22 protein-coding genes are annotated in these 25,078 nt (G+C 37.1%); 1 reads left to right on the top strand and 21 read right to left on the bottom strand.

Going from position 1 to position 25,078, the window contains the following annotated elements:
- Positions 1 to 61: 61 nt before the first annotated feature.
- The 10 genes from CD112_RS08410 to CD112_RS08365 all read right to left on the bottom strand — a co-directional run bounded on the left by CD112_RS08410 (position 62) and on the right by CD112_RS08365 (position 10,591).
- Complete coding sequence (locus CD112_RS08410; RefSeq protein ID WP_002479873.1) at positions 62 to 1,291, bottom strand: NRAMP family divalent metal transporter; 1,230 nt, start codon at positions 1,289 to 1,291, stop codon at positions 62 to 64.
- 3 nt (positions 1,292 to 1,294) lie between these two features.
- Complete coding sequence (pxpA, locus tag CD112_RS08405) at positions 1,295 to 2,053, bottom strand: 5-oxoprolinase subunit PxpA (protein WP_057510028.1); 759 nt, start codon at positions 2,051 to 2,053, stop codon at positions 1,295 to 1,297.
- Entirely contained in the window at positions 2,050 to 3,414 is a 1,365-nt protein-coding gene (locus CD112_RS08400; RefSeq protein ID WP_002479875.1) for an acetyl-CoA carboxylase biotin carboxylase subunit, read from the bottom strand. Before CD112_RS08400 ends, pxpA begins: the two co-directional genes overlap by 4 nt.
- Before the next feature lie 17 nt (positions 3,415 to 3,431).
- Entirely contained in the window at positions 3,432 to 3,875 is a 444-nt protein-coding gene (locus CD112_RS08395) for an acetyl-CoA carboxylase biotin carboxyl carrier protein (protein ID WP_002479876.1), read from the bottom strand.
- A gap of 2 nt (positions 3,876 to 3,877) precedes the next feature.
- Positions 3,878 to 4,885 carry a 5-oxoprolinase subunit C family protein gene (locus tag CD112_RS08390; protein WP_103364153.1) on the bottom strand — a complete coding sequence of 336 codons (1,008 nt, stop codon included), beginning with the start codon at positions 4,883 to 4,885 and terminating at the stop codon, positions 3,878 to 3,880.
- The gene (gene pxpB / locus CD112_RS08385; RefSeq protein WP_103364152.1) at positions 4,875 to 5,606 is read right to left on the bottom strand and encodes a 5-oxoprolinase subunit PxpB; all 732 of its coding nucleotides are present in this window, start codon (positions 5,604 to 5,606) and stop codon (positions 4,875 to 4,877) included. Before pxpB ends, CD112_RS08390 begins: the two co-directional genes overlap by 11 nt.
- A 505-nt stretch (positions 5,607 to 6,111) precedes the next feature.
- Entirely contained in the window at positions 6,112 to 7,182 is a 1,071-nt protein-coding gene (locus CD112_RS08380) for a PTS sugar transporter subunit IIC (RefSeq protein ID WP_002479879.1), read from the bottom strand.
- Between the two features lie 242 nt (positions 7,183 to 7,424).
- Positions 7,425 to 8,513: a PTS sugar transporter subunit IIC gene (locus CD112_RS08375; RefSeq protein WP_103364151.1), complete on the bottom strand. Its 1,089-nt coding sequence runs from the start codon at positions 8,511 to 8,513 to the stop codon at positions 7,425 to 7,427.
- Positions 8,514 to 8,652: 139 nt separating this feature from the next.
- The gene (locus CD112_RS08370) at positions 8,653 to 9,090 is read right to left on the bottom strand and encodes an LPXTG cell wall anchor domain-containing protein (protein ID WP_023015514.1); all 438 of its coding nucleotides are present in this window, start codon (positions 9,088 to 9,090) and stop codon (positions 8,653 to 8,655) included.
- A gap of 280 nt (positions 9,091 to 9,370) precedes the next feature.
- Positions 9,371 to 10,591: an MFS transporter gene (locus CD112_RS08365; protein WP_103364150.1), complete on the bottom strand. Its 1,221-nt coding sequence runs from the start codon at positions 10,589 to 10,591 to the stop codon at positions 9,371 to 9,373.
- Between the two features lie 307 nt (positions 10,592 to 10,898).
- Between CD112_RS08365 and CD112_RS08360 the strand changes: the two genes are divergently transcribed.
- Entirely contained in the window at positions 10,899 to 12,245 is a 1,347-nt protein-coding gene (locus CD112_RS08360) for a PepSY-associated TM helix domain-containing protein (RefSeq protein ID WP_103364149.1), read from the top strand.
- Between the two features lie 137 nt (positions 12,246 to 12,382).
- Here the strand turns inward: CD112_RS08360 and uidA are convergent, their stop codons facing one another.
- From uidA to arcC, 11 genes are all read right to left on the bottom strand, one after another.
- On the bottom strand, positions 12,383 to 14,182 hold the full coding sequence (gene uidA / locus CD112_RS08355; protein WP_103364148.1) for a beta-glucuronidase: 1,800 nt from the start codon (positions 14,180 to 14,182) through the stop codon (positions 12,383 to 12,385).
- 20 nt (positions 14,183 to 14,202) lie between these two features.
- The gene (locus tag CD112_RS08350) at positions 14,203 to 15,045 is read right to left on the bottom strand and encodes an SDR family oxidoreductase (RefSeq protein ID WP_002479885.1); all 843 of its coding nucleotides are present in this window, start codon (positions 15,043 to 15,045) and stop codon (positions 14,203 to 14,205) included.
- Between the two features lie 4 nt (positions 15,046 to 15,049).
- Positions 15,050 to 16,096, bottom strand: coding sequence for a mannonate dehydratase (gene uxuA, locus CD112_RS08345; protein WP_103364147.1), 1,047 nt, complete (start codon positions 16,094 to 16,096; stop codon positions 15,050 to 15,052).
- Positions 16,093 to 17,514, bottom strand: coding sequence for a glucuronate isomerase (gene uxaC / locus CD112_RS08340; RefSeq protein WP_103364146.1), 1,422 nt, complete (start codon positions 17,512 to 17,514; stop codon positions 16,093 to 16,095). The genes uxuA and uxaC overlap by 4 nt, the downstream gene beginning before the upstream one ends.
- A 15-nt stretch (positions 17,515 to 17,529) precedes the next feature.
- The gene (locus tag CD112_RS08335) at positions 17,530 to 18,930 is read right to left on the bottom strand and encodes an MFS transporter (RefSeq protein WP_103364145.1); all 1,401 of its coding nucleotides are present in this window, start codon (positions 18,928 to 18,930) and stop codon (positions 17,530 to 17,532) included.
- Positions 18,931 to 18,945: 15 nt separating this feature from the next.
- Complete coding sequence (locus CD112_RS08330) at positions 18,946 to 19,953, bottom strand: sugar kinase (RefSeq protein ID WP_103364144.1); 1,008 nt, start codon at positions 19,951 to 19,953, stop codon at positions 18,946 to 18,948.
- A complete protein-coding gene (locus CD112_RS08325) occupies positions 19,950 to 20,597 on the bottom strand; it encodes a bifunctional 2-keto-4-hydroxyglutarate aldolase/2-keto-3-deoxy-6-phosphogluconate aldolase (RefSeq protein WP_023015519.1) in 648 nt (215 codons plus the stop codon). Before CD112_RS08325 ends, CD112_RS08330 begins: the two co-directional genes overlap by 4 nt.
- A 416-nt stretch (positions 20,598 to 21,013) precedes the next feature.
- Entirely contained in the window at positions 21,014 to 22,228 is a 1,215-nt protein-coding gene (locus CD112_RS08320; RefSeq protein WP_103364143.1) for a helix-turn-helix domain-containing protein, read from the bottom strand.
- Positions 22,229 to 22,245: 17 nt separating this feature from the next.
- A complete protein-coding gene (locus CD112_RS08315) occupies positions 22,246 to 22,623 on the bottom strand; it encodes an iron chaperone (protein ID WP_002479892.1) in 378 nt (125 codons plus the stop codon).
- Between the two features lie 130 nt (positions 22,624 to 22,753).
- Positions 22,754 to 23,968, bottom strand: coding sequence for a CynX/NimT family MFS transporter (locus CD112_RS08310; RefSeq protein ID WP_002479893.1), 1,215 nt, complete (start codon positions 23,966 to 23,968; stop codon positions 22,754 to 22,756).
- A 167-nt stretch (positions 23,969 to 24,135) separates the two neighbouring features.
- A complete protein-coding gene (gene arcC, locus CD112_RS08305; RefSeq protein WP_103364142.1) occupies positions 24,136 to 25,077 on the bottom strand; it encodes a carbamate kinase in 942 nt (313 codons plus the stop codon).
- Between the last annotated feature and the right edge of the window lies 1 nt (position 25,078).

The following is a 25,078-nucleotide window of genomic DNA, read 5'->3' as shown; positions in this document are numbered from 1 at the left end:
TACCTTATTACTCAAAAAAGCACACGAGCAACGTTTGCTCGTGTGTCTTTGATTGATGTTATTAAGAATTCCATAAATCCGCTAAACCTTGGAATGATAAGAATCCTGTTACGATTGTTACGAGTACAGCAAGTACACCGAACATTAACATCCATGTTGGATGCTTGTAATCGCCGACAATTGACTTTTTCTTACTTGCGATTAAAATAACACCTAATGTAATCGGTAAGATTAAACCGTTCAACGCACCTGCGATGATTAATAATTTAACTGGTTTACCGATTAATAAGAATGTAATCGTTGAAACAACGATGAACACAATCACAATGATATTACTGCGTTTCATCAATGATTTGCTTAACGTTTTCAAGAATGTTGCACTTGTGTACGCTGAGCCGATTACTGATGATAAGGCAGCTGCGAATAATACGATACCGAAGATATTCTTACCAATTGGTCCAAGTGCGTGTTCGAATACTGATGCTGGCGGGTTTTCAGGGTTTAATGTCACACCTGTAACAACCACACCTAATACAGCTAAGAATAATAAACCACGCATGACACCTGTTGTTAAGATACCAGCAATCGCTGAATGGTTAACAAACGGAAGATAGTCTTTCCCTTTGATTCCTGAATCCAAGATTCTGTGTGCACCTGCGAATGTGATATAACCACCTACAGTACCACCAATTAATGTGATAATCGGTAATACTAAAGCACCTGGATGTTCAGGCATAACCATTTTCTCTGCAGCTTCTAAGTATGGTGGATTTGATTTCACCATTACATACGCTGTAATACCAATCATCATTACCCCTAAGATCATCGTTACGAAGTCCATCACTTTTTGACCGCTCTTACTAATGAATACGCCAATTGCTAAAATGGCTGTAATTGCGGCACCCCATTTTACATCAATACCGAAAATCGCATTTAAACCTAAACCGGCTCCTGCGACGTTACCGATATTGAAGGCCAGACCACCGATCGCAACTAAAATGGAAATGAAGGTCCCTAACCCTTTAACCATTTTGTTCGCGATTTCTTGTCCACGTAAGCCTGTCACAACCAAGATACGCCAAATATTGATTTGCGCTCCGATATCAATAATGATAGATAATAAGATCGCAAACGCGAAACTTGCGGCGAATTGTTGTGTGAAAACCGCTGTTTGTGTTAAGAACGCTGGACCGATGGCTGATGTCGCCATTAAGAAGACTGACCCTAATAACAGTCTCTTATGTTCCTTAGTGAACTGGAACTCCGGTTTGTTTTGTTTGTTTTCTCCCATAGATTAACCCCCTAATTTCGTAATCGAAATACCTTCTTTCGTTAGTCTTTCTCGTATTTTCGATACGAATTCCAATGCATGCGCGCCATCGCCATGCACACAAATTGTATCTGCTTTAAGCTCAATTTCTTTTCCTGTTTTCGCAATGACTTTGTTTTCTTTAACCATCTTCACAACCTGTTCAATCGCTTCATCCGTATCCGTTAACACAGCGTCAGCTTCTTTACGGCTTACTAGTTGACCGTTTTCTTCATAACGTCTGTCTGCGAATACTTCATTTGCGGCTTTCAAACCGACTGCTTCGGCTTCTGATACTAATAATGTATTAGATAAGCCCACTAAAATTAGTGATGGGTCCACGTCATATACTGCTTGTGCAATTGCGTGTGCAATATCTTTGTCACGCGCACCCATGTTATATAAGGCACCATGAGGTTTAACATGATTGATTTTGACATCGTGAATACGGCAAAACGCTGATAAAGCACCAATTTGGTATGCAACCAAGGTATAAATCTCATCAGGTGATAAATCCATATTACGGCGTCCGAAACCTTGAATATCATGGAAGCCTGGGTGTGCACCGATGCCCACACCGTTTTCTTTCGCAAGTTTCACAGTTTCATACATTACATTTTCATCACCTGCGTGGAATCCGCAGGCAATGTTTGCGGAGGTAATCAAAGGAATAATTTGATGATCTCCACCGAATGAATAATTACCGAATGCTTCGCCTAAATCACAATTCAAATCTATTTTCATGTTAAAGCAGCCCCCTTAGTAATTTGATGACGGTCTAAGAATTTAATATCGACATCTTTAGCATCACCATCAGCGTATGCTGGATATGATAATACCGCATACAAGAAATCAGCCGTTGTTGAGAAACCGTCAATGACCATTTCATCAAGTGTTGCTTTTAATTTCTCAATCGCATGCGTACGGTTTGCACCTTTGACAATCACTTTTGCGACAAGTGAATCATAGTAAGGTGACACAACATAACCTGGATACAATAATGAATCGACACGTACATTGAAACCTTGTGGTAAATGTAATGCTTTGACTTTACCTGGTGAAGGTTGGAATTTACGTTCTGGATTTTCTGCGTTGATACGTGCTTCAATCACGTGGCCAGTGAAGTGAATATCATCTTGGCTGAATGGCAGTTCTCCATGTTTCATTAAGTAAAGTTGTGCTTGTAATAAGTCTCTGTCAGCACGCATTTCTGTGACAGTATGTTCTACTTGGATACGTGCGTTCATTTCGATGAAGTAATATGCATCATCAGTTACTAAGAACTCGATTGTACCCGCACTACGGTAATTAGATGCTTGCGCAACTTTAACAGCGTCTTCACAAATCTTTTGACGCTTTTCTTCTGATAGTGCTGCACATGGTGATTCTTCGATTAATTTTTGGTTTTTACGTTGTACTGAACAGTCACGTTCACCTAAGTGTACATAATTTTCTTTACCGTCACCGATAACTTGTACTTCTACGTGTTTCGCAACTGGAATAAATGCTTCAACGTAAATACGATCATCATCGAAGTATTTTTTACCTTCACTTTGTGCTTCTTTAAAAGCTTTCTCTAAATGTTCTGGTTCTTTAACGATACGGATACCTTTACCGCCACCGCCGCTTGCGGCTTTTAATACGACTGGATAACCGATATCTTTAGCAATTTCTTTAATTTCATCAACAGAATGTACCGCACCGATAGAACCTGGGATAATCGGCACATCTGCAGATTCAACTGTTTGACGTGCAGTGATTTTATCACCCATCATTTCCATCGTACGTTTTGTCGGTCCAATAAAGTAGATATCATTTTCTTCTACTTTTTGCGCAAAGTTAGGGCTTTCTGATAAGAAACCATAACCTGGATGGATTGCATTGGCACCTGTAATTTCTGCTGCTGCAATAATACGATTAATATTTAAATAGCTATCAAGCGGATTCGCTTCGCCAATACAAATGGCTTGGTCTGCTAAACTGACATGCAGACTCTTTTCGTCTCCTTTCGCATATACGGCTACTGTTTCAACGCCCACTTCACGGCAGGCACGAATAATACGTACAGCGATTTCTCCTCTATTCGCAATTAAACAACGATACATGATAATTTCTCACCCCTTTACTTAACTTCAATCAGTGCTTGGTCATATTCTACATTTGTGCCATGATCAACTAAGATATCTGTAACTTCGCCTTCTACTTCACTAGTTACTTCATTCATGACTTTCATTGCTTCGATATAACCGATAACATCGCCTTTTTTAATTTTGTCTCCGACTTTCACAATCGGTTCAGTTAATTCTTTTGTATCTTGCAAGAAGAATGTGCCGACCATTGGCGCATTCACTGTTTCACCAGATGCTTGGTTATCAGCTTGTGGTTCTTGAGCCGCTTCTGGTGCTGGATTAGATGTTGCTTGATTTTGAATTTGTGTTGCTGGTTGTGTTTGTTGCGGTGATGAAAAATCTAATTCAATTTCATGTGCCTCATCTTTATATTTGAACTTGTTCACCTTGTTCTCTTTAACTAAGTTAATTAAATCTTTGATTTCTTCTAATTTCATTTCTATTCATCCCCCTCTAGTAATTCGCTAATACGTTTTGATGTTGTTCTCATTTCCCTCATGTCAAACAACGGTTCTTTTTCTATTGCTTCTAATGAAGCTTCAAAACCTTTATTATAATCATCTAAATGTTGAATGGCTTCTTCCACAGTTACCCACTCAAAGTTTACTTTTTGACCGGGTTGTTTTTGTGCTAAGACACTTAAGTCTGACTGGCAGACTGTCGCAATCTTAGTGTAACCGCCGACTGTTTGTTTATCATTCATCAATACAATCGGGTTACCGTCATTCGGTACTTGTACACTGCCGAGTGCAACAGGTTCAGAAATAATATCTGCACTGTCAGTCGGCGGAATAGAAGCACCCTTCAAACGAAAGCCCATACGATCCGATTGTTCAGAAATCTCAAAAGGTTCTGACACTAACCCTTCATGGCTAGCATCAGGGAAGCTGTCATATTGCGGGCCTTCCACAACTCTGATCGCATCTGTCCCTTCATGGATTAAATCTAAATTGCTCGTATAACCGACATGACGACGGTAATCATTATTATAATGAACCGGAATCATATCATCTTTTCTTAATGCACGGCCATGGAAACCGCCCATTTTAGTACGTGTATGCGTCGCATAACTTCCTGCAACTTCAGGTACGTCAATCGGATGACCGAAGTGTAAATAACCTCTTGCGCCTTTAATTGCGGCGTTTAATGCGAGTACATCACCTTTATATACTTGTACAACCGTTTGGTGGGAAATCGGCTCACCATTCAATGTTGCTTTAAATTCTGCGCCTGTAATAACTACAGTATTATCTTCTAAGAATTGTAATGTCGGTCCGATAATAGTTGCTTCGATTGCTGGACCTTCATTACCGATTAATTGTGTACCTAAACGGTAACTATATCTATCTAATGCACCTGCACTAGAGAAACCTTCTTTTTGGTAACCATAACGTCCGATATCTTGAATTGTTGAGAATAGTCCTGGTTTAATAATTCTAATGCTCATCTTGAACAGTCACCCATCTTTCTATATCAAAATCAGGTTCGTTTTTCTGTGCGATAATCTCATCATACGTATCTTGTGAGATTTGATAGAATTCAATACGATCTCCCGCTTCATAAAGTGTCATTGGTTCACGGTCCAAGTCGAACACATCTAAAGGTGTACGTCCGATGATTTGCCAACCGCCTGGCAAATCTTGCGGATACAAACCAGTTTGGTTTTTCGCAATGCCGACAGAGCCAGCATCAATACGTACTCTTGGTTCATCCCTTCTTGGTGTATACAGACGCTCATCTAATCCACCAAGATATGGGAAACCAGGCATAAATCCTAGCATATAAATTAAATAAGTTGGTTCTGTATGTAATTGAATCACATCTTCAACTGTTAAATCATTAAGCTTAGCGACTTCTTCAATATCAGGTCCGTATTTTCCTCCATAAATGACTGGAATACGTACCACTTTGGAGCTTTCTGACGTCTCAATATCACTTACATCGAGCGTATCAAGCTTCAAGTCTTCGATTAATGCTTTCGCATGAATCTTATGATCATCGAAGTGAATCATCACTGCACGATAAGACGGTACAATCTCTTTAATCGCTTCATGATCTTGGCGTTCCAAATAAAACACAAGTTGTTGGACTTTCTTGAATGTCTCAGGTGCAATCTGTGGTTCAAAGCGAACTAAGATAGCTTGTTCACTGATAATTTGGTAATCCATTGTTTTGCCTCCCCTTTGTGTTAGGTAATACTGAACATCTATCCAGACGTTCTTTCCTTTGTTTAAGAATGTGACTGCACAAACTGAAACTTAGCTTCAGCTCGGGCAGTCTTTATATGTTTAACACTGTTATCTCTTCAGTTGTTAAGATACTTTTGAAAATTGTAACCGTTTTAAAAACGGCCAACAAATTTAATTATAACATTTATGCCCCATCCGTATCGATTAACTTGGGTATTAAAATCACAACTCAAATTCTATAAGAAATTTTAATAATATGAAATCATGCCTTTTATCGCCATTTTCATAAGTTTTCTGACAATTTAGATGAAAACCTTTTCATGTGTATTGTTTTAATATAATACATTTGTTGCCTAAGTAAAAGACTTTTTTTGCTATAATTTTACACTTCGAATTGTGTTTAATTTAATATCCAATGGTACAACAGGGTTTAGACGATATTATAATCTTATTAAATTTCTGATTTTATTTGTCAGAAATACGATTATCCTAGGAATCTAAAGATTTCTTTATCATAAAGTTTAAAGATTTTGATGAAAATAAAGTGCGCTATATAAGCAACCGTAAATGGAACGACAAAGAATGCGGTGATAATCAAGACTAATTTCAACCAAACTTCATCAACATGCATAAATCTAAAGGCATTAATCGGTCCGACCATACCGATAATACCGAAACCTGCAGACTCTTTTGTTCCGCCAATACCGATGAAACTTGCCACAAAACCTGAAATGGCTGCGGTAACTGTAATCGGTACTAACATCACAGGATATTTAACCATATTTGGAAGCATCATCTTAACACCGCCTAGTAAAATTGTGGCAGGAACACCGAGACGGTTTACAGTGATTGTCCCAAAGACTAATGTTGCTTCTGCTGCTGTAATACCGATTGATGCTGCACCAGCTGCTAGACCGCTGATACCGATAGCCATAGATGTTGCTACTGTGGAAATCGGTGAAATGATGATCATACTATAAGCAATCGCAATCAGCATACACATTAACACTGGCTGCATCTCTGTAAAGGTATTAATGATATGTCCAATACCTGTAGTGACTAATTTTACGTATGGCAAAGTATGTAATGTAATAAAACCCGTAATAACTGCTACAAAGGTAGGTAAAATGATTAAATTCAAGCTTCCGAAGCGTTCACCTATGAATAAAATTAAAAGTGAGGCGATTGAAGCTGCTAACATCGTATTGATCAAGTCACCAATACCTGTGATTACCCATGCACCATTTTTAAATTGCGCTGCCCCGCTTCCGATAAATGAAGCTGCCGCAACAACCGCAATGCCAAGCGGTGTGAATTTAAAGCGATGTGCGACTAACGCGCCGACCAACATCGGCACCGTAAATTGAATGGCTGTTGCTACTTGTAATAGAACACCTGCTGATTTAGAGTACGGTGATAATGCTTTTAAAATTTCCCCTAATACCGCATGCGGTACGAGTCCTGCGATAATTGCGAATGCGACCCCGTTTAATACGTTATAAAAAAATGTACCCACCGACACCTTGGTACCTGGTCTTGTCATAGTTCCTCCCATATATTCTCCTCCATTTTCTGTGTTGTTAATTATGTTTGTAATATTCTGATAATTCTAATATTTAAAATACTTAAAGTCAATATCTGCTCGAATTTAATAATGGTTTTAAGAACATATAATAGTAAGAAACCACTAAAATGGTAGAATGAATTATCTTATAACCCTTTCTAAATAAGCTATCTTTTGTATCACAATAAAAAAGAGACAGAAACCACACATATGATTACTGTCTCATTAATGTATTAATCGATAAATTTAAAGATTTCTTCATCATAAATTTTAAATATTTTACTATAAACAAAGTGCGCGATAAACGCAGTAATAAATGGAACGATAAAGAATGCGACTGCACAAAGTATCGCTTTAATCCAGAAGTCCCCGTAATCTAAAAATCTGAACGCATTGATCGGTCCAACTAAACCGATGATACCGAAACCAGCTGATTCTTTCGTTCCTCCAATACCGATTAAACTTGCCACAAAGCCGGTTACTGCCGCAGTCGTAGTAATAGGTAGGAAAATAATCGGATGACGTACTAAGTTCGGCAACATCATTTTAACGCCACCTAAAAAGATTGTCATCGGTACACCTAAACGATTAACGCGCAATGTTCCGATTGTTAATACTGCTTCTACTGCCGCTATACCGATAGAAGCTGAACCTGCAGCTAATCCTTCAATACCGATTGCCATGGATAATGCGGCGGTTGAAATTGGCGAAATAACAATTGATGCATAAACTAATGAAATCAAAATACACATCGGAATCGGTTGTAATTCAGTAAAGCTATTAACCATATTACCGATGGCGGTTGTGACGAGTTTGACATAAGGTAGTGTATGCAATGCGATGAAACCTGTACTTACTGCCACAAATGTTGGTAATATAATCAAGTTCAAGCTGCCAAAACGTTCACCAATAAACAAAATCATAAGTGAAGCGATTGCAGCTGCGAACATAGTGTTGATTAAGTCACCAATACCTGTGATAACCCATGCATTATGTTTAAAGACGACAGCACCACTACCGATAAAGGAAGCTGCTGAAACTACCGCGATACCTAAAGGGGTAAATTTAAAACGATACGCAACTAACGCACCGATTAAACAAGGCACCGCAAATTGAATAGCAGTCGTAATGTGTAGTAATTGTGTAAAGGCTGGATTAAATGGGACAAGCGCTTTTAAGATTTCTCCTAAAATCGCATTCGGGATTAAACCTGCTACGATACCAATCGCAACCCCATTTAATAAGTTAAAAAGAAAATATTTGGGACCTATCTTAGTCCCTGGATGTGTGGGTGAAGTATGATCCATCGCTGTGTGTTCCATAAAAAGACTCCTCTCGTGATGCAAAAGACCTGATGTTTTCGTAATTTTCAGAATTATTGTATGCCTATCATTAAAGTATGTCAATGACAGAAAATAGAAAAAAGCAGCCGAAGCTGCTTAAAAATTACAGAGTACTGAACTATTCACTTTTACGTTTTCTACTAGTCATAACAGTTACCATACCTATTAATGAAATACACAAGCCAAAGATTACTAATACAAGATTTATTTCAGCTTCACCAGCTGCTGGTAATTCTTGTGATTGAGATGCATCAATTGATCTTGCTTCTGAAATTAATGCAGCAACTTTTTCATTATATTCAGTCGTAGACATTTTACCTGTATCTTTCAGATGTGTTAATTGAACTAACTTAGTTTGGTAAGGTTCATCTAATTTGATATTTTCAAATCCGATATTTGCCCATCCGTCACCGTCTGGATCCAATTCATCAGAAACTACTTCACCCGTAACTGCTTTAGCTGCTTGCGCTTCTGCACCTTTCACAATGTCTTCAATTCCAGTAAAAATTAATGCTACCGCAACTAACGTTGTTAAAAAGATACCGATTTTTCTCATTATAGGCCTCCTAAGTTTATCTAGTTTACTCATCTTTAACGTAACCAAACTTTCCTTCTTTAAAAACCCTATTTACAGTAACTAAACAAACTTTGCGGAATGTTCGTAAATGAAATAGAGGTGGCTCATTTTTTTCACTGTCTCATCGAACAATGCTAAAATTTGTTAACAAAGAAACTGACATGGATGCACTTATCCCCTCACTACTACGAATAGCGAGGGGATTTTTAAATATGTTTATAAACTTCTATTTATCGTTTTATTCATAATTACTATATTATTAATGTGCTTGTACTTTTCCTTTTTCTTTTAGCATCAATGCTGCTACTAAACCAACCACAAGTAATAGCGCTGCTAAATAGAACCCAATGGCCATTGAACCTGTAAGATCGGTTAAGAAGCCTGTAATGTATGGGGCTAAGATTGAAGCGGTCATTCCGATGAAGTTATAAACACTGAATGATGTACCTAATGCACTTTTAGGCGCATTATCCGCAACAACAGCAATTAAAACTGGGTTTGTACTGATTTTACCAACAATTCCATAGCCGATTAATGCAATATATAGAATGACTAAGTTATCGAAAAATACGATAGATGCTGTAAAAATAAACGCTAACGGTAACATAATCATTAATACTGGTTTTCTTCTTCCTAACTTATCTGATAACCAACTAAAGAATAAAGAGCCTGGAATAGCTGCCCAAGGTACGAGTGATGCAACAAAAGCTACCTGTGCACCATTGATACCTCTTTCTGATTCTAAGTAATACGGTAACCAAGTAATAATCATAAAGAATCCATAAATGGAACAGAAGATAATAATATAAGCTAGAATTAGATTTCGATTTTTAAATAAACTAGACATTTTAAATGGCGCTATATTTTCGTCTTGCTGCACTTGTTTACGTGGGCGTTCTTTAATAATACGATACATTAAAAACGCGATGATAAGTATCGGTACTGCCATAATATAAAATGGTATTCTCCAGCTCATTCCCATCTCAGAAACTGAAATACTCGAGATAAAATAACCGATTGATGTTCCAAAAGCCATACCACTAATAATTAAAGCACTGCCTAAAGTGATATTTTTTTCTGGTATAGCTTCTGACGAAAGTGCATATTGTGGACCATAGAACATACCTTGTGCTAAACCTACAATCACCCATGCGATAACAAATAAGAAATAGCTAGGCATCAAACCTGTAATAACCATAAAGATACCAAAAACTAAAAAACTAGGTACTAATATTTTCTTTCGACCTATTTTATCCCCCATGATACCTGAAGGAATTTGTGTAACGGTATAACCAATAAAGAACAAACTCATTATTAATCCTAATTGAGCATTATCTAAGGTAAATTCAGCTTTAATATTACCCATAATCGGATTTAATATTGTGCGTGCTGCATAAATAACTAACCAACCTAATGTAAAGACTGCAACAAGTTTTATCCAATATCGATTACTAACTTGATTTGCTTTGTTGTTATTCATAATGATCGCTCCTTTAAAATTACTTTCAATTTAAGCTTACCGAACATAAAAAAGGCGAACATTGGCAAAAATTCCAATTTTCACACGACCTTTTGACTACTTTAAACAATTTTAATTTTTATGAATAACAATGCTACTTAATTCTCATTCTTTTTATTAAAAACCAATAATTTTCACACTTCCGTCATACAATTTTCAAAATATGACAAACATTTGTCCTTTCATCTATTTAAAAATCTGTAATAATATAATGTAGCTTTTATATAAAGCGAAATCATTATATTTTATATAGATAAATAGGTAAATTATGAAACCCAACACATTTAATCCTATGCAGCGATTACACTTTTACGCTGCGGTCTTTATTACGCCTTTATTAATTACTTTGACTTTGTCAGGTATTGCTTATCTTTTCTTCCCTGAAGTTGAAAATCAATTGTATAAGCACGAATTCTATGGTCAAAGCGAACATACAAAACAACAATCTATGACCGATGCGATTAAACAAATCGAAAAAGAACATCCTGGTTACACTATCAATAAAGTCAGTGTGATGGAGTCACCTTACAATAACCGCATCACAATTGGTGATATGGAAGGTAATTCTTACTATATTTTTCTAGACAATCATAACCAAATTGTCGATCAACAAAATGCGAAATACACCTATTCCAATATGGTCAGAAGTATACATAGTTCCCTTTCGACCGAAAATACTGCGATTAACTACTTAGTTGAATTAACCGCATGTTGGACTGTTTTTATGATATTATCTGGTATTTATATGTTAGTACGTAAAAAGTTATTAAAATCTAACAACAAAGTACTCAAATTCCAAAAATGGCATGCGATTGTCGGATTAATAATCGCTATTCCGATGTTAATCTTAGTCTTTACAGGCTTACCTTGGTCTGGCTTCATGGGTGCTAAAATCAATCAGATTTCTACTGCGTACCCACAATTAGGACAAACTCAACTCGTCGCAAATCCACCTAAATCAGAAGCCAATGAAATTCCATGGGCTTTAAGACAAAAAGCAGCACCACAATCAGAAGGTGGCGGGCATCACGGTGGTATGGCGATGCCGATGACAAACATTCCCGGTCAATTATCTTTGGATAAAGTGATTCACAACGCTGAAAAGCAAGGTTTAACACGTCCTTTTGCGATTGTTTATCCAACCAGTCCTGATGGTTCCTTTACGCTATCTAAAGCCAGCAATAGTGGTGTAACCGGCTTTGATGTCGCACCTGAAAAAGAAACCACACGTTATATGGATCAATATACTGGTAAACAATTAGGCAAAGTGGATTATCAAGATTACGGTATCCTAGCGAAATGGTTAACTTGGGGTATTCCGCTTCACGAAGGCCACCTCTTCGGTATGGCTAACAAAATCATTAACTTACTCGTATGTATCGCCTTTTTAGGCGGAATCATCTTTGGTTTCATGTCTTGGTTTAGACGCTTAAAACACATGAAACAAGCTGAAATGCTACCAAGACGTGTGAAAAAGCCGATGTCTATTTCACTTATAATCACTTTGATTATCTTAGGAGTTTTAATGCCTTTATTCGGCTTCTCACTCATTATCGTTTTTATTATAGAAACACTCTTATACTTCAAAGATAAGCGAAATAAACAATTGAATTAATCAACAGAAACAAACAGCGCAACCCTGGGAGGCTGCGCTGTTTTTATATAGTAGGCTTTGTTTATATACTTACATATTGGATTTTGGGAGTAATTATTATTTAATATTTTAATGTTCAGTGAGTTTCAATCATTGGCTTACTTTGTTTTATAGTAGAAATCTGGAATATTTGCCCAACGCTCTTTGAAGTAGAACGCTACAGATTTTGGTTTACGATCTCTTGTGAAGATACCTTTACGGTTACCTTGGACACGAATATGGCCTGTACTTGTTTCGAAGTCAGCGAAGTTCCAAGTTTGTTCCCCGATAAACTGTGGATATTGGTCTACGATTTCATGGTTAGCTTCGTAATATTTCACTTGGTATTCTTCTGTGAACATAATGTCATCGATTGCGTGTAATCCAGCTACAGTATCTGCACCGTATTCTGTAAACATAATTGGCTTATTCGGTTGTACTTTAGACCAGCCATCCATTTCTTTCTTCAATGATGCTTTCGCTGCTCTTAAATCGCCTTGGTCTACATACCAACCATAATATCTGTTCAAGCAAAGTACATCGACTAAATCTTGAACTTGACAGTTATCAGGTTGTGAGAACATGATTGTTACGATTGTCATTGGACGATCTTGTGGGTCTAGGTCTCTTGCCAGTTGTACAAGCGGTTCGAAGTATTCTTTCGCACCTTTAGCATCTGATTCTGGTTCGTTAGCGATAGACCACATTACAACACATGCATGGTTTTTATCACGTGCGATTAATTCACGAATCACTTGTTCATGCGCTTCTTTTGTTTTAATGTCTTTCCATGTATCAATAGGATTATTTGATTTACCTAAATGTACTAAGAAGTTCAAGTGAACCCCTACTGCAGTAGTTTCATCAATTACTACAATACCTTGTTCATCCGCAAGACGCATCATTTCTTCTGAATAAGGATAGTGCGCTGTTCTGAATGAGTTCGCATTGATCCACTTCATTAAGTTCAAGTCCATAACATTTGCGTTTTCATTATAGCCTCTACCATTGATAGGTGTATCTTCGTGTTTACCGAATCCTTTGAAGTAGAATGGTTTGTTGTTGATTAAGAATTGACCATCTTTCACTTCAACAGAGCGGATACCTACACGTTCTGTATACGTATCAACTACTTCACCATTGTCAAATAACGTTACTTTTAAGTTATATAAATATGCGTTTAACGGTTCCCATAGACGTGGGTTTTCTACTTTGATGTCACCTTGTGCACCTGTTGCTGAACCTACGATTGTACCTTCTTCATCTAATAATTCAACACGTATCTCTTCCACATCACCGACAACCTCAGTTTCATAACGAACTGTCGCATTGTCACCTTCAACCTTAGGTACCACTGTAATATCTTCTACATATTTATGTGGTGTTGTGTAGATTTTAACCGGACGGTGTAAGCCAGAATAGTTAAAGAAGTCGAAGTTTGGTGTGTTCTTTCTGATTAAGTTGCCATCTTCATCTGTAAACTCTTCATAGTTACCTACAGGTAGTGTTGAGTGATCTAAAATGTTGTTTACTGACACAGTTAAACGGTGGCTGCCTGCGCCAACTTTATCTGTAATATCTACTTCAAATGGTAAGAAACCACCTTTATGAGATACAACTTCTTCACCATCAATATATACAACCGCTTCATGTGTAGCTGATCCGAAACGTAAAACTAAACGCTCGTCACGTAATGCTTTTGGTACGATAAAGTCTCTTTCGTAAAAGACAGTACCCACATGGTTACGAATCTCACTAATCGCACCTTGCTCGTTATATGAACCTGGGACACTCATCACTAAATCAGTATCTAATGGTTGTGTCGCATCTAACTTTTCATTCGCATGTTCTAATCGGAATTTCCAAGTGCCATTTAAATCAATAATATTTCTTGTTTCTGTTGTAATTGGATATAACATATCATTCTCTCCTTCATTTATTATACGCCTGAATATGCATTGAACCCGCCATCAACTGGTAATACTACGCCGTCCACAAAGCTTGATGAACGGTAATCGACTAAGAAGAATAATGCACCGATTAATTCTTCTGGTTTACCAAAACGATGTAAAGGTGTCGCATTCAAGATTTTTTCTGCACGTGCTGAATAACTGCCATCTTCTTTAATTAATAACTTTTCATTTTGAGATGTCACTAAGAACCCTGGCGCAATCGCATTAACACGTACGCCTGTATCAGCAAGGTAAACACTTAACCATTGCGTGAAGTTGCTGACAGCTGCTTTTGCTCCACTGTATGCTGGAATCTTAGTTAATGGTGTAAATGCGTTCATTGATGAAATGTTGATGATTGTTGCTTCTTTGTTATCAATCATGTCTTGCGCAAAGACTTGTGATGGAATGAACGTACCTAAGAAGTTCAAGTCGAACACAAAACCAACACTTGCTTCATCCAATTCAAAGAATGTCTGCATTTGATCTTTATTATCTTTATCAAAATGTTCATCATCCGTCGTACCTTTAGGATGGTTACCGCCTGCACCGTTAATTAACACATCCACTTTGCCAAATGCTTCATGGATTTTTGTTTTTGCTTGTTCCATCTGTGCTTTATCTGTAACGCTTGCTGAAATGAAAAGTGCTTTACCGCCCGCTTCTTCAATCTCACGTACAACTTGTGCACCTGTCTCATCATTCAACCCAATAATCGCAATATTAGCACCGACTTGAGCTAATGATTTCGACATCGCTGAACCGATGACACCATTACCACCAGTCACTACTACTGTTTTATTGTTTAAATCAATTTCGTATGGAATCATATGCTCACTCCTTACCTTTGCTTACTGCTTCATAAAGTCCGATTAAATATGTCGCACCTAGTGCTCTGTCATATAAACCGTAACCTGGTTTACCTGTTTCGCCCCAGATCATACGACCATGGTCTGGACGTACCGGCCCTTCATAACCGAAATCATGCATGGCTTTAACAATTTCATACATATCTAATGAACCTTTTTCTGATGGGTGTGCAGATTCTTCAAATGAGTGTGTACCTGTATGTTTGATATTACGCGCATGCACGAAGTGTACGCGGTCTTTTTTACCAAAGTAACGTAACATTTCAGGGAAATCATTGTTTTTATCACAGCCTAATGAACCTGAACACATTGTTAAACCGTTTGATTTTGAATCATATAGATTAATGAAGCGTTCTAAGTTTTCTTTATTTGTGATGATTCGTGGTAAGCCGAAAATATTCCATGGTGGATCATCCGGATGAATCGCCATTAAAATATCTTCCTCTTCAGCTACAGGGATAATTTTATTAATAAAGTAAGACAAGTTTTCCCATAGCTTTTCTTCATCAACAGATTCATAAGCTTTAAATAAATCTGCTAAATCATCTTTCGTATAACTTGAATCCCAACCAGGTAATGCAAGTTCCCCGCTTAATGGATCCATCTTTTTGATATGGTCTTCGTTATAGATTAAAGCAGTTGAACCATCGTCTAAACGATATTCTAAGTCTGAACGCGTCCAATCAAACACTGGCATAAAATTATAGCACACAACTTTAATTCCTGCTTTTCTTAAATTACGTAATGTTTGTTGGTAGTTTTCAATATACTTGTCACGTGTAGGACGTCCTAACTTAATATCTTCATGTACTGGTACACTTTCAATCACAGATAACTCTAAACCAGCATCTTCTATCTCTTTCTTTAGTGCTTCGATTTTATCTAATGGCCAAACTTCACCAACAGGTACATCATAAATTGCGCTGACAATTCCTTCCATACCAGGAATTTGACGAATGTACTCTAAACTAATTGGATCTTCTTTACCATACCAACGAAATGTCATCTTCATTGATTATTCTCCTCCTTAATTAATCCAAAGTAATGATAAGCATTGTTGTAACAAATGCCTTTAATTAATTTTTCTAATAATGCGGGTTCATCTGGAATTTCACCATTTTCAACCATCTCTCCGATATATGTGCATAGAATACGACGGAAGTATTCATGTCGTGCGTATGAGATAAAGCTTCTTGAGTCTGTCAACATACCTACAAAGTGCATCAACATACCTTGATCAGCTAGTGATGACATTTGTCTCAACATGCCGCGTTTTGTATCGTTGAACCACCAGCCAGCACCGTGTTGGATTTTACTCGCAATACCTGGCTCTGTTTGGAAGTTCGCAATTGTTGAACCTACAACGTCGTTATAATTTGGGTTCAAGTTGTAAAGAATCGTTTTTGGTAAGTGATCTTCACGTTCCATCATATCTAGTAAATGGTTCAAGTTATACGCTAAGTTCGTTTGATCGTTAATTGAATCAAAACCTGTGTCTGGACCTAGCTTTTCAAATGCTCTCGTATTGTTATTTCTGATCGCACCGAAGTGAATTTGCATTGTCCATCCTTTGTCAGCGTATGCTTTGCTTAACTCATTTAAGACGAATGTGATAAATTGTGCTTTTTCAAAATCAGAAACCGTTTCTTTGCTTAATGCTTTTCTGAAGATGTCCGTGATTTCTTCTGATGTGAAATCTTCATAATCAATTCGTTCCAAACCATGGTCAGCTAATCTGCCGCCTTTGCTGTGGAAGTAATCGATACGTTGTTTCAAACTGTCAATGAAGCTTTCAACACTTTGAATCGGTTGAGTAATCTCAGCTAGTTTTTCAACAAAATCTAAGAAATCTTGTGAACCGATTTTAAATGCTGCATCAGGTCTAAATGCTGGTAAAACCGCTGTTTTGAAATCAGATTGGGCTTTAATTTCATCATGATAATGTAAATCATCTGTTGGATTATCTGTCGTACAAATCAAATTAACTTTTGATTCTTTAATTAAAGATTGCGTTGTCACATGATTGTCTTTCAGATATTGATTCACACGCTCATAAATTTCTTCTGCGTTATCTTCAGTTAATAAATCATAGACACCGAAGTACATCGCAAGTTCTAATTGTGACCAGTGATACACTGGGTTGCCGACTGCGTTTTGAAGTGCTTGTGCCCATTTGACAAACTTTTCTTTTTTGTCCGCATCTCCAGTGATGTAACGTTCTTCGATACCTTGAGCACGCATGACTCTCCATTTATAATGATCGCCGCTCAACCATAAATCTGTAATGTTATCAAAGTGATGATCCTCACTGATTTGTTTAGGGTCTAAATGACAATGATAGTCATAGATCGGCATATCTTTTGCGTAATCTTTATAAAGTTGTACTGCTTTATCATTATTTAACATAAAAGTTTCGTTGATAAATGCCATAGTTAAACGCTCCTTTTAAATTTCTTCTCTTAACGCTAATTCTTGTACAATTTGTTTATGTCGTTTATCTGTTAATTTATAGAATATTCCGAAGACAAGTACCGCAATTAAACAGATCACTGCAGGTACTAAGAAATATAGAAGTGCTAAGCCTTGTAATGTGCCAGCTGATTGCGCAACGTTTGGTTGATAACCGATGATTGTTAACGCTACACCTGGGATAAAGCCTGCTAATGCTTGTGATACTTTACGTGTAAAGCTGTAACTTGAATAAATAATACCTTCTGTACGCACACCTGATTTCCACTGACCATACTCAACAACGTCTGCGATAAATGCCCATGTTACTGTATTTGGAATAACTAAGAAGAACATACTCAATGTACCGACGATTAAGAATGTCACCACGTTGTGACCGAAGAAGGCATAGTTTAGAACTTCACATACGATAAAGCCGACAACCCCGATAATGGCAGTGGTTTTTTTACCAAACTTCTTACTTAAGATTGTTGTTAAATAGAGTGCTGGAATCAAAGCAACAAAGTTCAATATGCTGACTATTCCAACTAAATTCACTTCACCCAGTACATATTGGAAATAATACAGTTGTGCTGCTTGTTTTAAAAACAAGGCTGTGATTGTTAATAGTGTATAGAAAGCAAGGACTGCGAATGGTCCATTTTTCAATAAGTTTTTAAATGCGATTCTACTTTGTCCTTTTGTATCAGGTTGTTCTACTGTAAAACGTTCTTTAACACCTTTGTAACAGATGATGTGGAAAATCACACCGATTGCCGCAAGTACACCCACAACAATTGGGAATCCAATGGCTTGATTAGGGAATTGGCTTACCATAGGTAAAACAACGATTCCAGTAATAATTACAGCAAGTTGTGAACCCATGTTTCTATATACTGAAAGTTGTGTACGATCTTCTGCATTAACTGTCATAGATGCAGAAACTGAACCATACGGAATGTTTACAATCGAATAGGCCATACTGAATATCATGTAAGTGGCGAATGCCCATATCACTTTTCCGGTATAGTCAAAATTCGGGGTGATAAAGGTCATTACAGTCATAATGGCTAAAGGTACTGTACCGAATAAAATAAAGGGTCTGAATTTGCCTCGCGGCCCAACATTTTTACGTGAATCTACATATGATCCCACACCTGTATCTACAAAGGCATCAAAAATCTTTGAAACTAAGAATACTAATCCCGCGTATGCTGCAGAAATCCCTAAAATATCTGTGTAAAATTTAAGTAAGTAAATTTGACCTAAGTCAAACATCATTCCGTTACCTAAGTCACCAAATCCATAAGCAATTTTCTCTTTGAGCGGCAATTTCGGCTTTTCTATCGCTTTAAATGTTTCAACTTTTTCCTCTTGTCGTTTTGTCATCGTTTCCATAGCATGACCTCTTTTCTAGCGTTTAATATCCGCTGAATCTGTAATTTGGAAAATTGTTTCAACATCCGCTGTATGATAATCACCATGGATGGCGTGCTTATACAACATATTGTTAATCGCAAATTGAACTGTCGTTCTCAAATCCCAATTTTCCATTAATCCATAAATAATCCCTGTGCTGAATGCGTCACCAGTACCGACGCGGTCTAAAATATCTGAATCAAATTGTGCTGTCTGTTCTAAATGGTTTCTATGTGAGATAAAGCCTTGTAAGCAGTTTCTTGAGTTCGTAAAATTTTTTCTTTGTGTAAAAGCAATGTATTCAATGTCATAGCGTTCGTGTATTTCTGCTAAGAATGGTTTTAAAGTTTCAATTGAAGCTAATCTATCTAAGCCGTCTTTTTTATCTGTGCCATCTTCATCAGGCAATGACAACGGTTCATAACCAAAGATTAAATCAACATAAGGTAACAACTCAGACATCGCCTCACGTGCTGTTTCAAAAGACCATAATGCTGCGCGGAAGTTTAAATCACAACTTACAAATAAGCCTTGTGATTTTGCGGCTTTTGCGGCTTGTAACGTAACCTTAAACAACTGTTCATTCAATGCAGGTGTAATACCTGTAAAGTGGAACCACTGTTGATTTTTAAAAGCTGCTTCAAAATCAATTGACGTTGTATCCAACTGTGAAAATACTGAATTCGCACGATCATACACTACTTTAGAAGGTCGATAAGCAAATCCTTTTTCTAAGTAATACACACCTAATCTGCCATCAGCTTGTACGATATGATCTGTCCCGACACCGTACTTTCTTAAAGTTCTTAATACAGCTTGCCCAAGCTCATTTTGAGGTAATCCCGTTATCACTTGTGTTGATACGCCGAATCCAGCTAACCCGACAGCTACATTCGTTTCTGCACCGCCATAGACCGCATCAAACGATGTGGTTTCTGTAATCGTTTGATGGTTTGGAGGTGTTAAACGCATCATGATTTCACCTAGTGTGATAAAATTCATGACTTATCACCTCGAATACGTTCGAAGCGTTCTACAAATTTCTTCGTGTTCTGATAAATGATGTTATCACTGCCGTCTTTCGCACCTTTTGTTAATCCGCCGCCAATACCGATTGCAAATGCACCTTTTTTATACCATTCGTCCATATTATCAATGGATACACCACCTGAAGGCATCATTTCGACATTTGGAATAGGTCCGTGAACTGCATTGATAAAATCTGAACCAAGCACATCACCTGGAAAGACTTTGACTAAATCTACACCTGATTTCAATGCATCTGTAATTTCTGTGACCGACCCGCAACCAGGAAGATACGGAATTGAATACAAGTTACATAACTGTGCAATGTCTCCATCAAAATTTGGACTGACGATATATTTAGCGCCGTTTAAGATTGCGATACGCGCAGTATGCGCATCGAGTACAGTGCCAGCACCAATCACAACTGTGTCATCAGCATGTTGTTGTAAATGTTGAATCACATGTTCTGCACCTGGTGTTGTAAATGTTACTTCAATATTTTTGATTCCGCCCTCTATAATTTGATCAATCATATTTTGTGCATCTTCTTGTGATTTGCCTCTAACAACTGCGACCAGGTAATTGTTATGCAACTGTTCCAATATTGTATATTTATGCATTGTTTAATCCTCCCTTAAAAATACTTTTTTTAACTAGCTAGCTCACCACTAAAGTAAAAGTTTTTTTAAGAATGGTCAATTTTCCATCAGATTTCAGACCTCTTTTTATGCAAAAAATGCAAATAAAAAAACGCCTTTATCAATCAAGTTAAACCCTTGATATAAAAGCGTTTCTTTGTAATATTTATCTACACGAACAATGAATTTTCGGCGAAAAATGATATGAAATTTTACGTTACTATTTTACTTTTTACTCTTGGAATATCCGCTGTTTTTATCATTTTTTTTACGTTTTTATACAAATTTTTACCTTATTTGCGTTTTTTTCGAGATTTCTGACAAATTGATACTATGAAAAATTGTTTATGTTTATGAATTTAGATACAATAATGGTGTAGCGATTGTAAACGGTTTCATCATTTTGTATGTTTTTTCATTTTTCGATACTTTAATGGAGACATGTGATATACTTCTTTAAATCTTTGAGTAAAATAACTTTGATTTTTAAACCCGACATAAACTGCAATGTCAGAGACAGACATATTGGTTCGCACTAACAAGTCCCGCCCAACTTTAATGCGAGCTTTAATGATGTATTGTGATAAGGTAATGCCTAATTCCTCGCTAAAGATTCTAGATAAATAAGAAGGAGATAAATCAACCATCTCTGCTAAATATTGAAGCGTGAGTGGATGATCTAAATGTAAATCGATATACTGCAGAATTTTATTAACTTTTGGTGTATGTTCGTACTGTTTCACTTTTTGAGCAATATCGGTGTATTCCATAGTTAACGCATGCATCACATCACTGAGTTCCTGCAAATTAACTACTTCATCTATTTCAGCAGCATATTTTTTAGAAATCTGATCGACTAGCAACAAGTTTGCGCCTGCTTTTTCGATTGCTTTACGTCCGAATGTATTTAAAATATAAGCTTTATATTTTGCGTTTAAAGCGTAATCATTTGAACGTTTCATACCAGCCACACTGCTCATTAATTTTATCAGACAATTAAATACTGTTTCTTTATCACCATTTTCCATCGCAGTGATTAATTGATTCTCAACTTTATATCTTTCTTCTAATTCATTCAATGTGAATTCATATTGTTCTTGTGTCGCTGTATAACCTAGTTCTGTTGTATGCATCTTTAATGTAAATGGAATGACTTCATAGTTCACATCTCGATTTTTAATAAAACGTACGGCTAATCGTGTCATTTTCAATGCGTCTCTACGATTACAAACCGGAATGCTCAATAAATATTGTTTCAAAATAGCCATCTTTGATATTTTAATGCCCGCTTCTTGCAGCATTTCATGACTCTGTTTTTCAGTCGGTCGTTCATTTAAGAAAGGACCGATCATAATAAATTGTTTTTGTTTACGATACTTGAAGAAATAATAATGGACATTAAACGCATTGGTATAAAAGTAAATGTGCTGACTGCTCATCTCATTAATGTAAGTCTTTAAAGACTTACGTAATTGTTTACTTTCGTAATTCATAAACGGCGTTTTAATTTCATTTACAATTTGATTAATATGACGATTATCAAACACTTTTAATTCTAGCCCTAATAAGTACATTGCATGTGTTTTCAACATTTCAATTGTCTTATCATCCATATAAACACCTACTGACTTTATTTATAATGACGCCAAAAAGACGTAATGTCTGCTTTATCCTCTAAGTTGAATTGAATCATATCCTTTAATAAGTCATAGTCTATATCTTGCGTCCATTTAATACGGAATAAGTTTTCAGTATACGTATAGCCATTTGCGTCAAAACGGTCTATAAACGGCTTCATTCCTGCAGCTTCAGGATTTATAGAGAAATGTGCCTTTGCACGACTGAATCCGATAATATAGGTACCATGATGTGTATACATAGGTTGATTCCACTTAATGGCTTTTTCTAACTCAGGAAACGTTTCATCTACCCAGTTAAAAACAGTTGTTAAAATTTCCTTTTGTTTTGGATCCTCGATTTTATTTAAATACTCATTAAAATTTTCCATTGATTTCTCCCTTTATTTCGACTTACTTCCATTATATGAGACCATTCTCAAAAGGGCTATGAATGTATCTCTAAATTTCCATTAAAAAAGCATGACAGCGTAAGTCTATTTACTGTCATGCTTAAAGTAACTATGCTAATTCATCTTCTACTTCACCGTGTGAAGAAAGCAATCCAAATACATAGAATAAGACACCCATCGCAACGAGTGAAATAATTCCAGAAATCCATCCACCAGTCACATCGTGTAGTAAACCAATTAAGAATGGTCCGATTGCGGCGATGAAGTAACCGATGGATTGACCGAAGCCAGATAATGCGATACTGCCATCACTTGTACGTGCACGGATTGAGAAGAATGTCATACATAAACTAAATCCAGAACCCATACCAAAGCCGGCTAAAATCATACCGATAATTAATAGCGTAAATGATTGTGAGAAGAACAGTGCGAATCCGATAATAAAGAATGCGGAAACGATAGTCACTAATAGTTTTTGGTTCTTCATACGTGACGCTAAAATAGGGAAAATAAACGTCATCGGTACTTGTGCGAATTGGTTCAGCATCAATAAGTAGCCTGCTGTTGAAGCATCTACACCTCTATCTACTAAGATAGACGGTACCCATGCGACAACTGTATAGAAAATCATAGATTGGAAGCCCATCATGAATGCGACTGTCCATGCGAGTTTAGAACGACTGATTTTAAATAACTTTTTCTCTTCTTTAGCTGCTTGTTCAAGCATGGCTTTCTCTTGTTTCGTACCTGAAAGCATTTGCGGAACCCATAATATAATCGCAATAATCGCAAATACTAACCAGAAACCTAACGATAGACGATATGTACCCGCTTCAGATAACGGATAACTTAAGCCGCCGCCTAAACCTGCAGTGAAGTTCATTGTACCACTGTATAAGCCTGTCATTAGACCGATTTGAAGCGGGAATTTCCATTTTACATAACTTGGCAGCACGACGTTACCAAAGGCAATACCAATACCTAGCAACACTGTACCAAGGATGAAAATCGGGAATCCGCCAGAGACACGTACGATTAAAGCAATAATGACTAAAATCGTAGATAAGAACACCGTCTTAGACATCGTCAGACGAGAGGATACTTTAGATACAAACGGTGATACAATACCAAAAATCAACAGCGGGATCGTCGTTAAAATACCTGCCACACTGTTATTGATTGATAACGCATCTTTAATTTGATCAATAACCGGACCAACTGCTGTTAACGGTGCACGTAATGTTGATGCGACAAAGACCATCGCAAGAACAATCAACCACGAATCGCGCAATCTATGTTTTTGGAAGCGCTCATCCTGTACCATATGCTCACCCTTTCTTCATTTATTTAAGTTTATTTGAAAATAAAGAGAGAGGTAGGACAGAACCTAATCTCCCCACCTCATTGAATTAACTTTATTCTATGTCTTTCGTTTCATCAATGCAAGTACAGGTATAGAAGATTAACATACCTTACTATGCATCACGTCACTTATTTATTTAAAGTGATACGTGTACCTGCTTTACCTTCTAAAGCATCGACAGCGTCTGCTAATGAACAGATAATCGCTTCTTTACCTGTTTTCGCGAATTCAATCGCAGCTTGGATTTTCGGTAACATACTGCCTGCTGGGAATTGACCTTCCGCAACATATTGTTCCGCTTCCTCAACTGAGATGTTTTCTAATTTCGCTTCATTTTCTTTACCGTAGTTGATATAAACATTCGGTACGTCAGTTAACATAATGAACGTATCAGCGTTCACTTGTTCAGCTAATTTCAAGCCTGAACGGTCTTTATCAATAACCGCTTCTAAGCCATGAATTTTGCCGTCATCGTCACGATATACAGGAATACCGCCACCGCCAGATGAAATGACAACTGTGTCTGTCATTAAGCGTTTAATCGCGTCTACACCGTTGATCACCATTGGTTCTGGTGAAGGTACAACACGACGATAGCCACGGCCAGCATCTTCAATCATAGTGAAACCTTGTTCTTTTTCCATGCGTTTTGCTTCTTCTTCTGAGAAGAACACACCGATTGGTTTCGTTGGATTATCGAAAGCTGGATCATCTTTGCTGACTTCAACCATTGTTAAAAATGACACAACATTTGAATCGATACCGCGTTGGTATAAATCGTTTTTCAGTGCACTTTCCATCATATAACCGATGAAACCTTGAGATTCAGCGTTACATACATCAATCGGCATTGGAGAAACTTGGTCTTTAGCCGCTTCGTTTTGAACGATGATGTTACCTACTTGCGGTCCGTTACCGTGTGTCACAACAATTTTGTGCCCACTTTCTTTAATGTCGGCCATTTTGCTTGCCGCATTTTTTACGTTGTTATATTGATTTTCAAACGTTGTTTCTTGGCCAGGTTGTAAAATTGCGTTACCGCCAAGTGCTAAAACAACATATTTACCCATT

It is taken from the genome of Staphylococcus simulans (assembly GCF_002902285.1).
In the GTDB taxonomy this organism is placed as follows: domain Bacteria; phylum Bacillota; class Bacilli; order Staphylococcales; family Staphylococcaceae; genus Staphylococcus; species Staphylococcus simulans.
Note: the sequence above shows the minus strand (reverse complement) of the source record. Positions and strands in the feature narration are given on the sequence as shown.

Coding starts and splice junctions, on each gene's coding strand:
- CD112_RS08410 (WP_002479873.1), bottom strand. CDS start 1,291: ATGGGAGAAAACAAACAAAACAAACCGGAGTTCCAGTTCACTAAGGAA.
- pxpA (WP_057510028.1), bottom strand. CDS start 2,053: ATGAAAATAGATTTGAATTGTGATTTAGGCGAAGCATTCGGTAATTAT.
- CD112_RS08400 (WP_002479875.1), bottom strand. CDS start 3,414: ATGTATCGTTGTTTAATTGCGAATAGAGGAGAAATCGCTGTACGTATT.
- CD112_RS08395 (WP_002479876.1), bottom strand. CDS start 3,875: ATGAAATTAGAAGAAATCAAAGATTTAATTAACTTAGTTAAAGAGAAC.
- CD112_RS08390 (WP_103364153.1), bottom strand. CDS start 4,885: ATGAGCATTAGAATTATTAAACCAGGACTATTCTCAACAATTCAAGAT.
- pxpB (WP_103364152.1), bottom strand. CDS start 5,606: ATGGATTACCAAATTATCAGTGAACAAGCTATCTTAGTTCGCTTTGAA.
- CD112_RS08380 (WP_002479879.1), bottom strand. CDS start 7,182: ATGGGAGGAACTATGACAAGACCAGGTACCAAGGTGTCGGTGGGTACA.
- CD112_RS08375 (WP_103364151.1), bottom strand. CDS start 8,513: ATGGAACACACAGCGATGGATCATACTTCACCCACACATCCAGGGACT.
- CD112_RS08370 (WP_023015514.1), bottom strand. CDS start 9,090: ATGAGAAAAATCGGTATCTTTTTAACAACGTTAGTTGCGGTAGCATTA.
- CD112_RS08365 (WP_103364150.1), bottom strand. CDS start 10,591: ATGAATAACAACAAAGCAAATCAAGTTAGTAATCGATATTGGATAAAA.
- CD112_RS08360 (WP_103364149.1), top strand. CDS start 10,899: ATGAAACCCAACACATTTAATCCTATGCAGCGATTACACTTTTACGCT.
- uidA (WP_103364148.1), bottom strand. CDS start 14,182: ATGTTATATCCAATTACAACAGAAACAAGAAATATTATTGATTTAAAT.
- CD112_RS08350 (WP_002479885.1), bottom strand. CDS start 15,045: ATGATTCCATACGAAATTGATTTAAACAATAAAACAGTAGTAGTGACT.
- uxuA (WP_103364147.1), bottom strand. CDS start 16,096: ATGAAGATGACATTTCGTTGGTATGGTAAAGAAGATCCAATTAGTTTA.
- uxaC (WP_103364146.1), bottom strand. CDS start 17,514: ATGGCATTTATCAACGAAACTTTTATGTTAAATAATGATAAAGCAGTA.
- CD112_RS08335 (WP_103364145.1), bottom strand. CDS start 18,930: ATGGAAACGATGACAAAACGACAAGAGGAAAAAGTTGAAACATTTAAA.
- CD112_RS08330 (WP_103364144.1), bottom strand. CDS start 19,953: ATGAATTTTATCACACTAGGTGAAATCATGATGCGTTTAACACCTCCA.
- CD112_RS08325 (WP_023015519.1), bottom strand. CDS start 20,597: ATGCATAAATATACAATATTGGAACAGTTGCATAACAATTACCTGGTC.
- CD112_RS08320 (WP_103364143.1), bottom strand. CDS start 22,228: ATGGATGATAAGACAATTGAAATGTTGAAAACACATGCAATGTACTTA.
- CD112_RS08315 (WP_002479892.1), bottom strand. CDS start 22,623: ATGGAAAATTTTAATGAGTATTTAAATAAAATCGAGGATCCAAAACAA.
- CD112_RS08310 (WP_002479893.1), bottom strand. CDS start 23,968: ATGGTACAGGATGAGCGCTTCCAAAAACATAGATTGCGCGATTCGTGG.
- arcC (WP_103364142.1), bottom strand. CDS start 25,077: ATGGGTAAATATGTTGTTTTAGCACTTGGCGGTAACGCAATTTTACAA.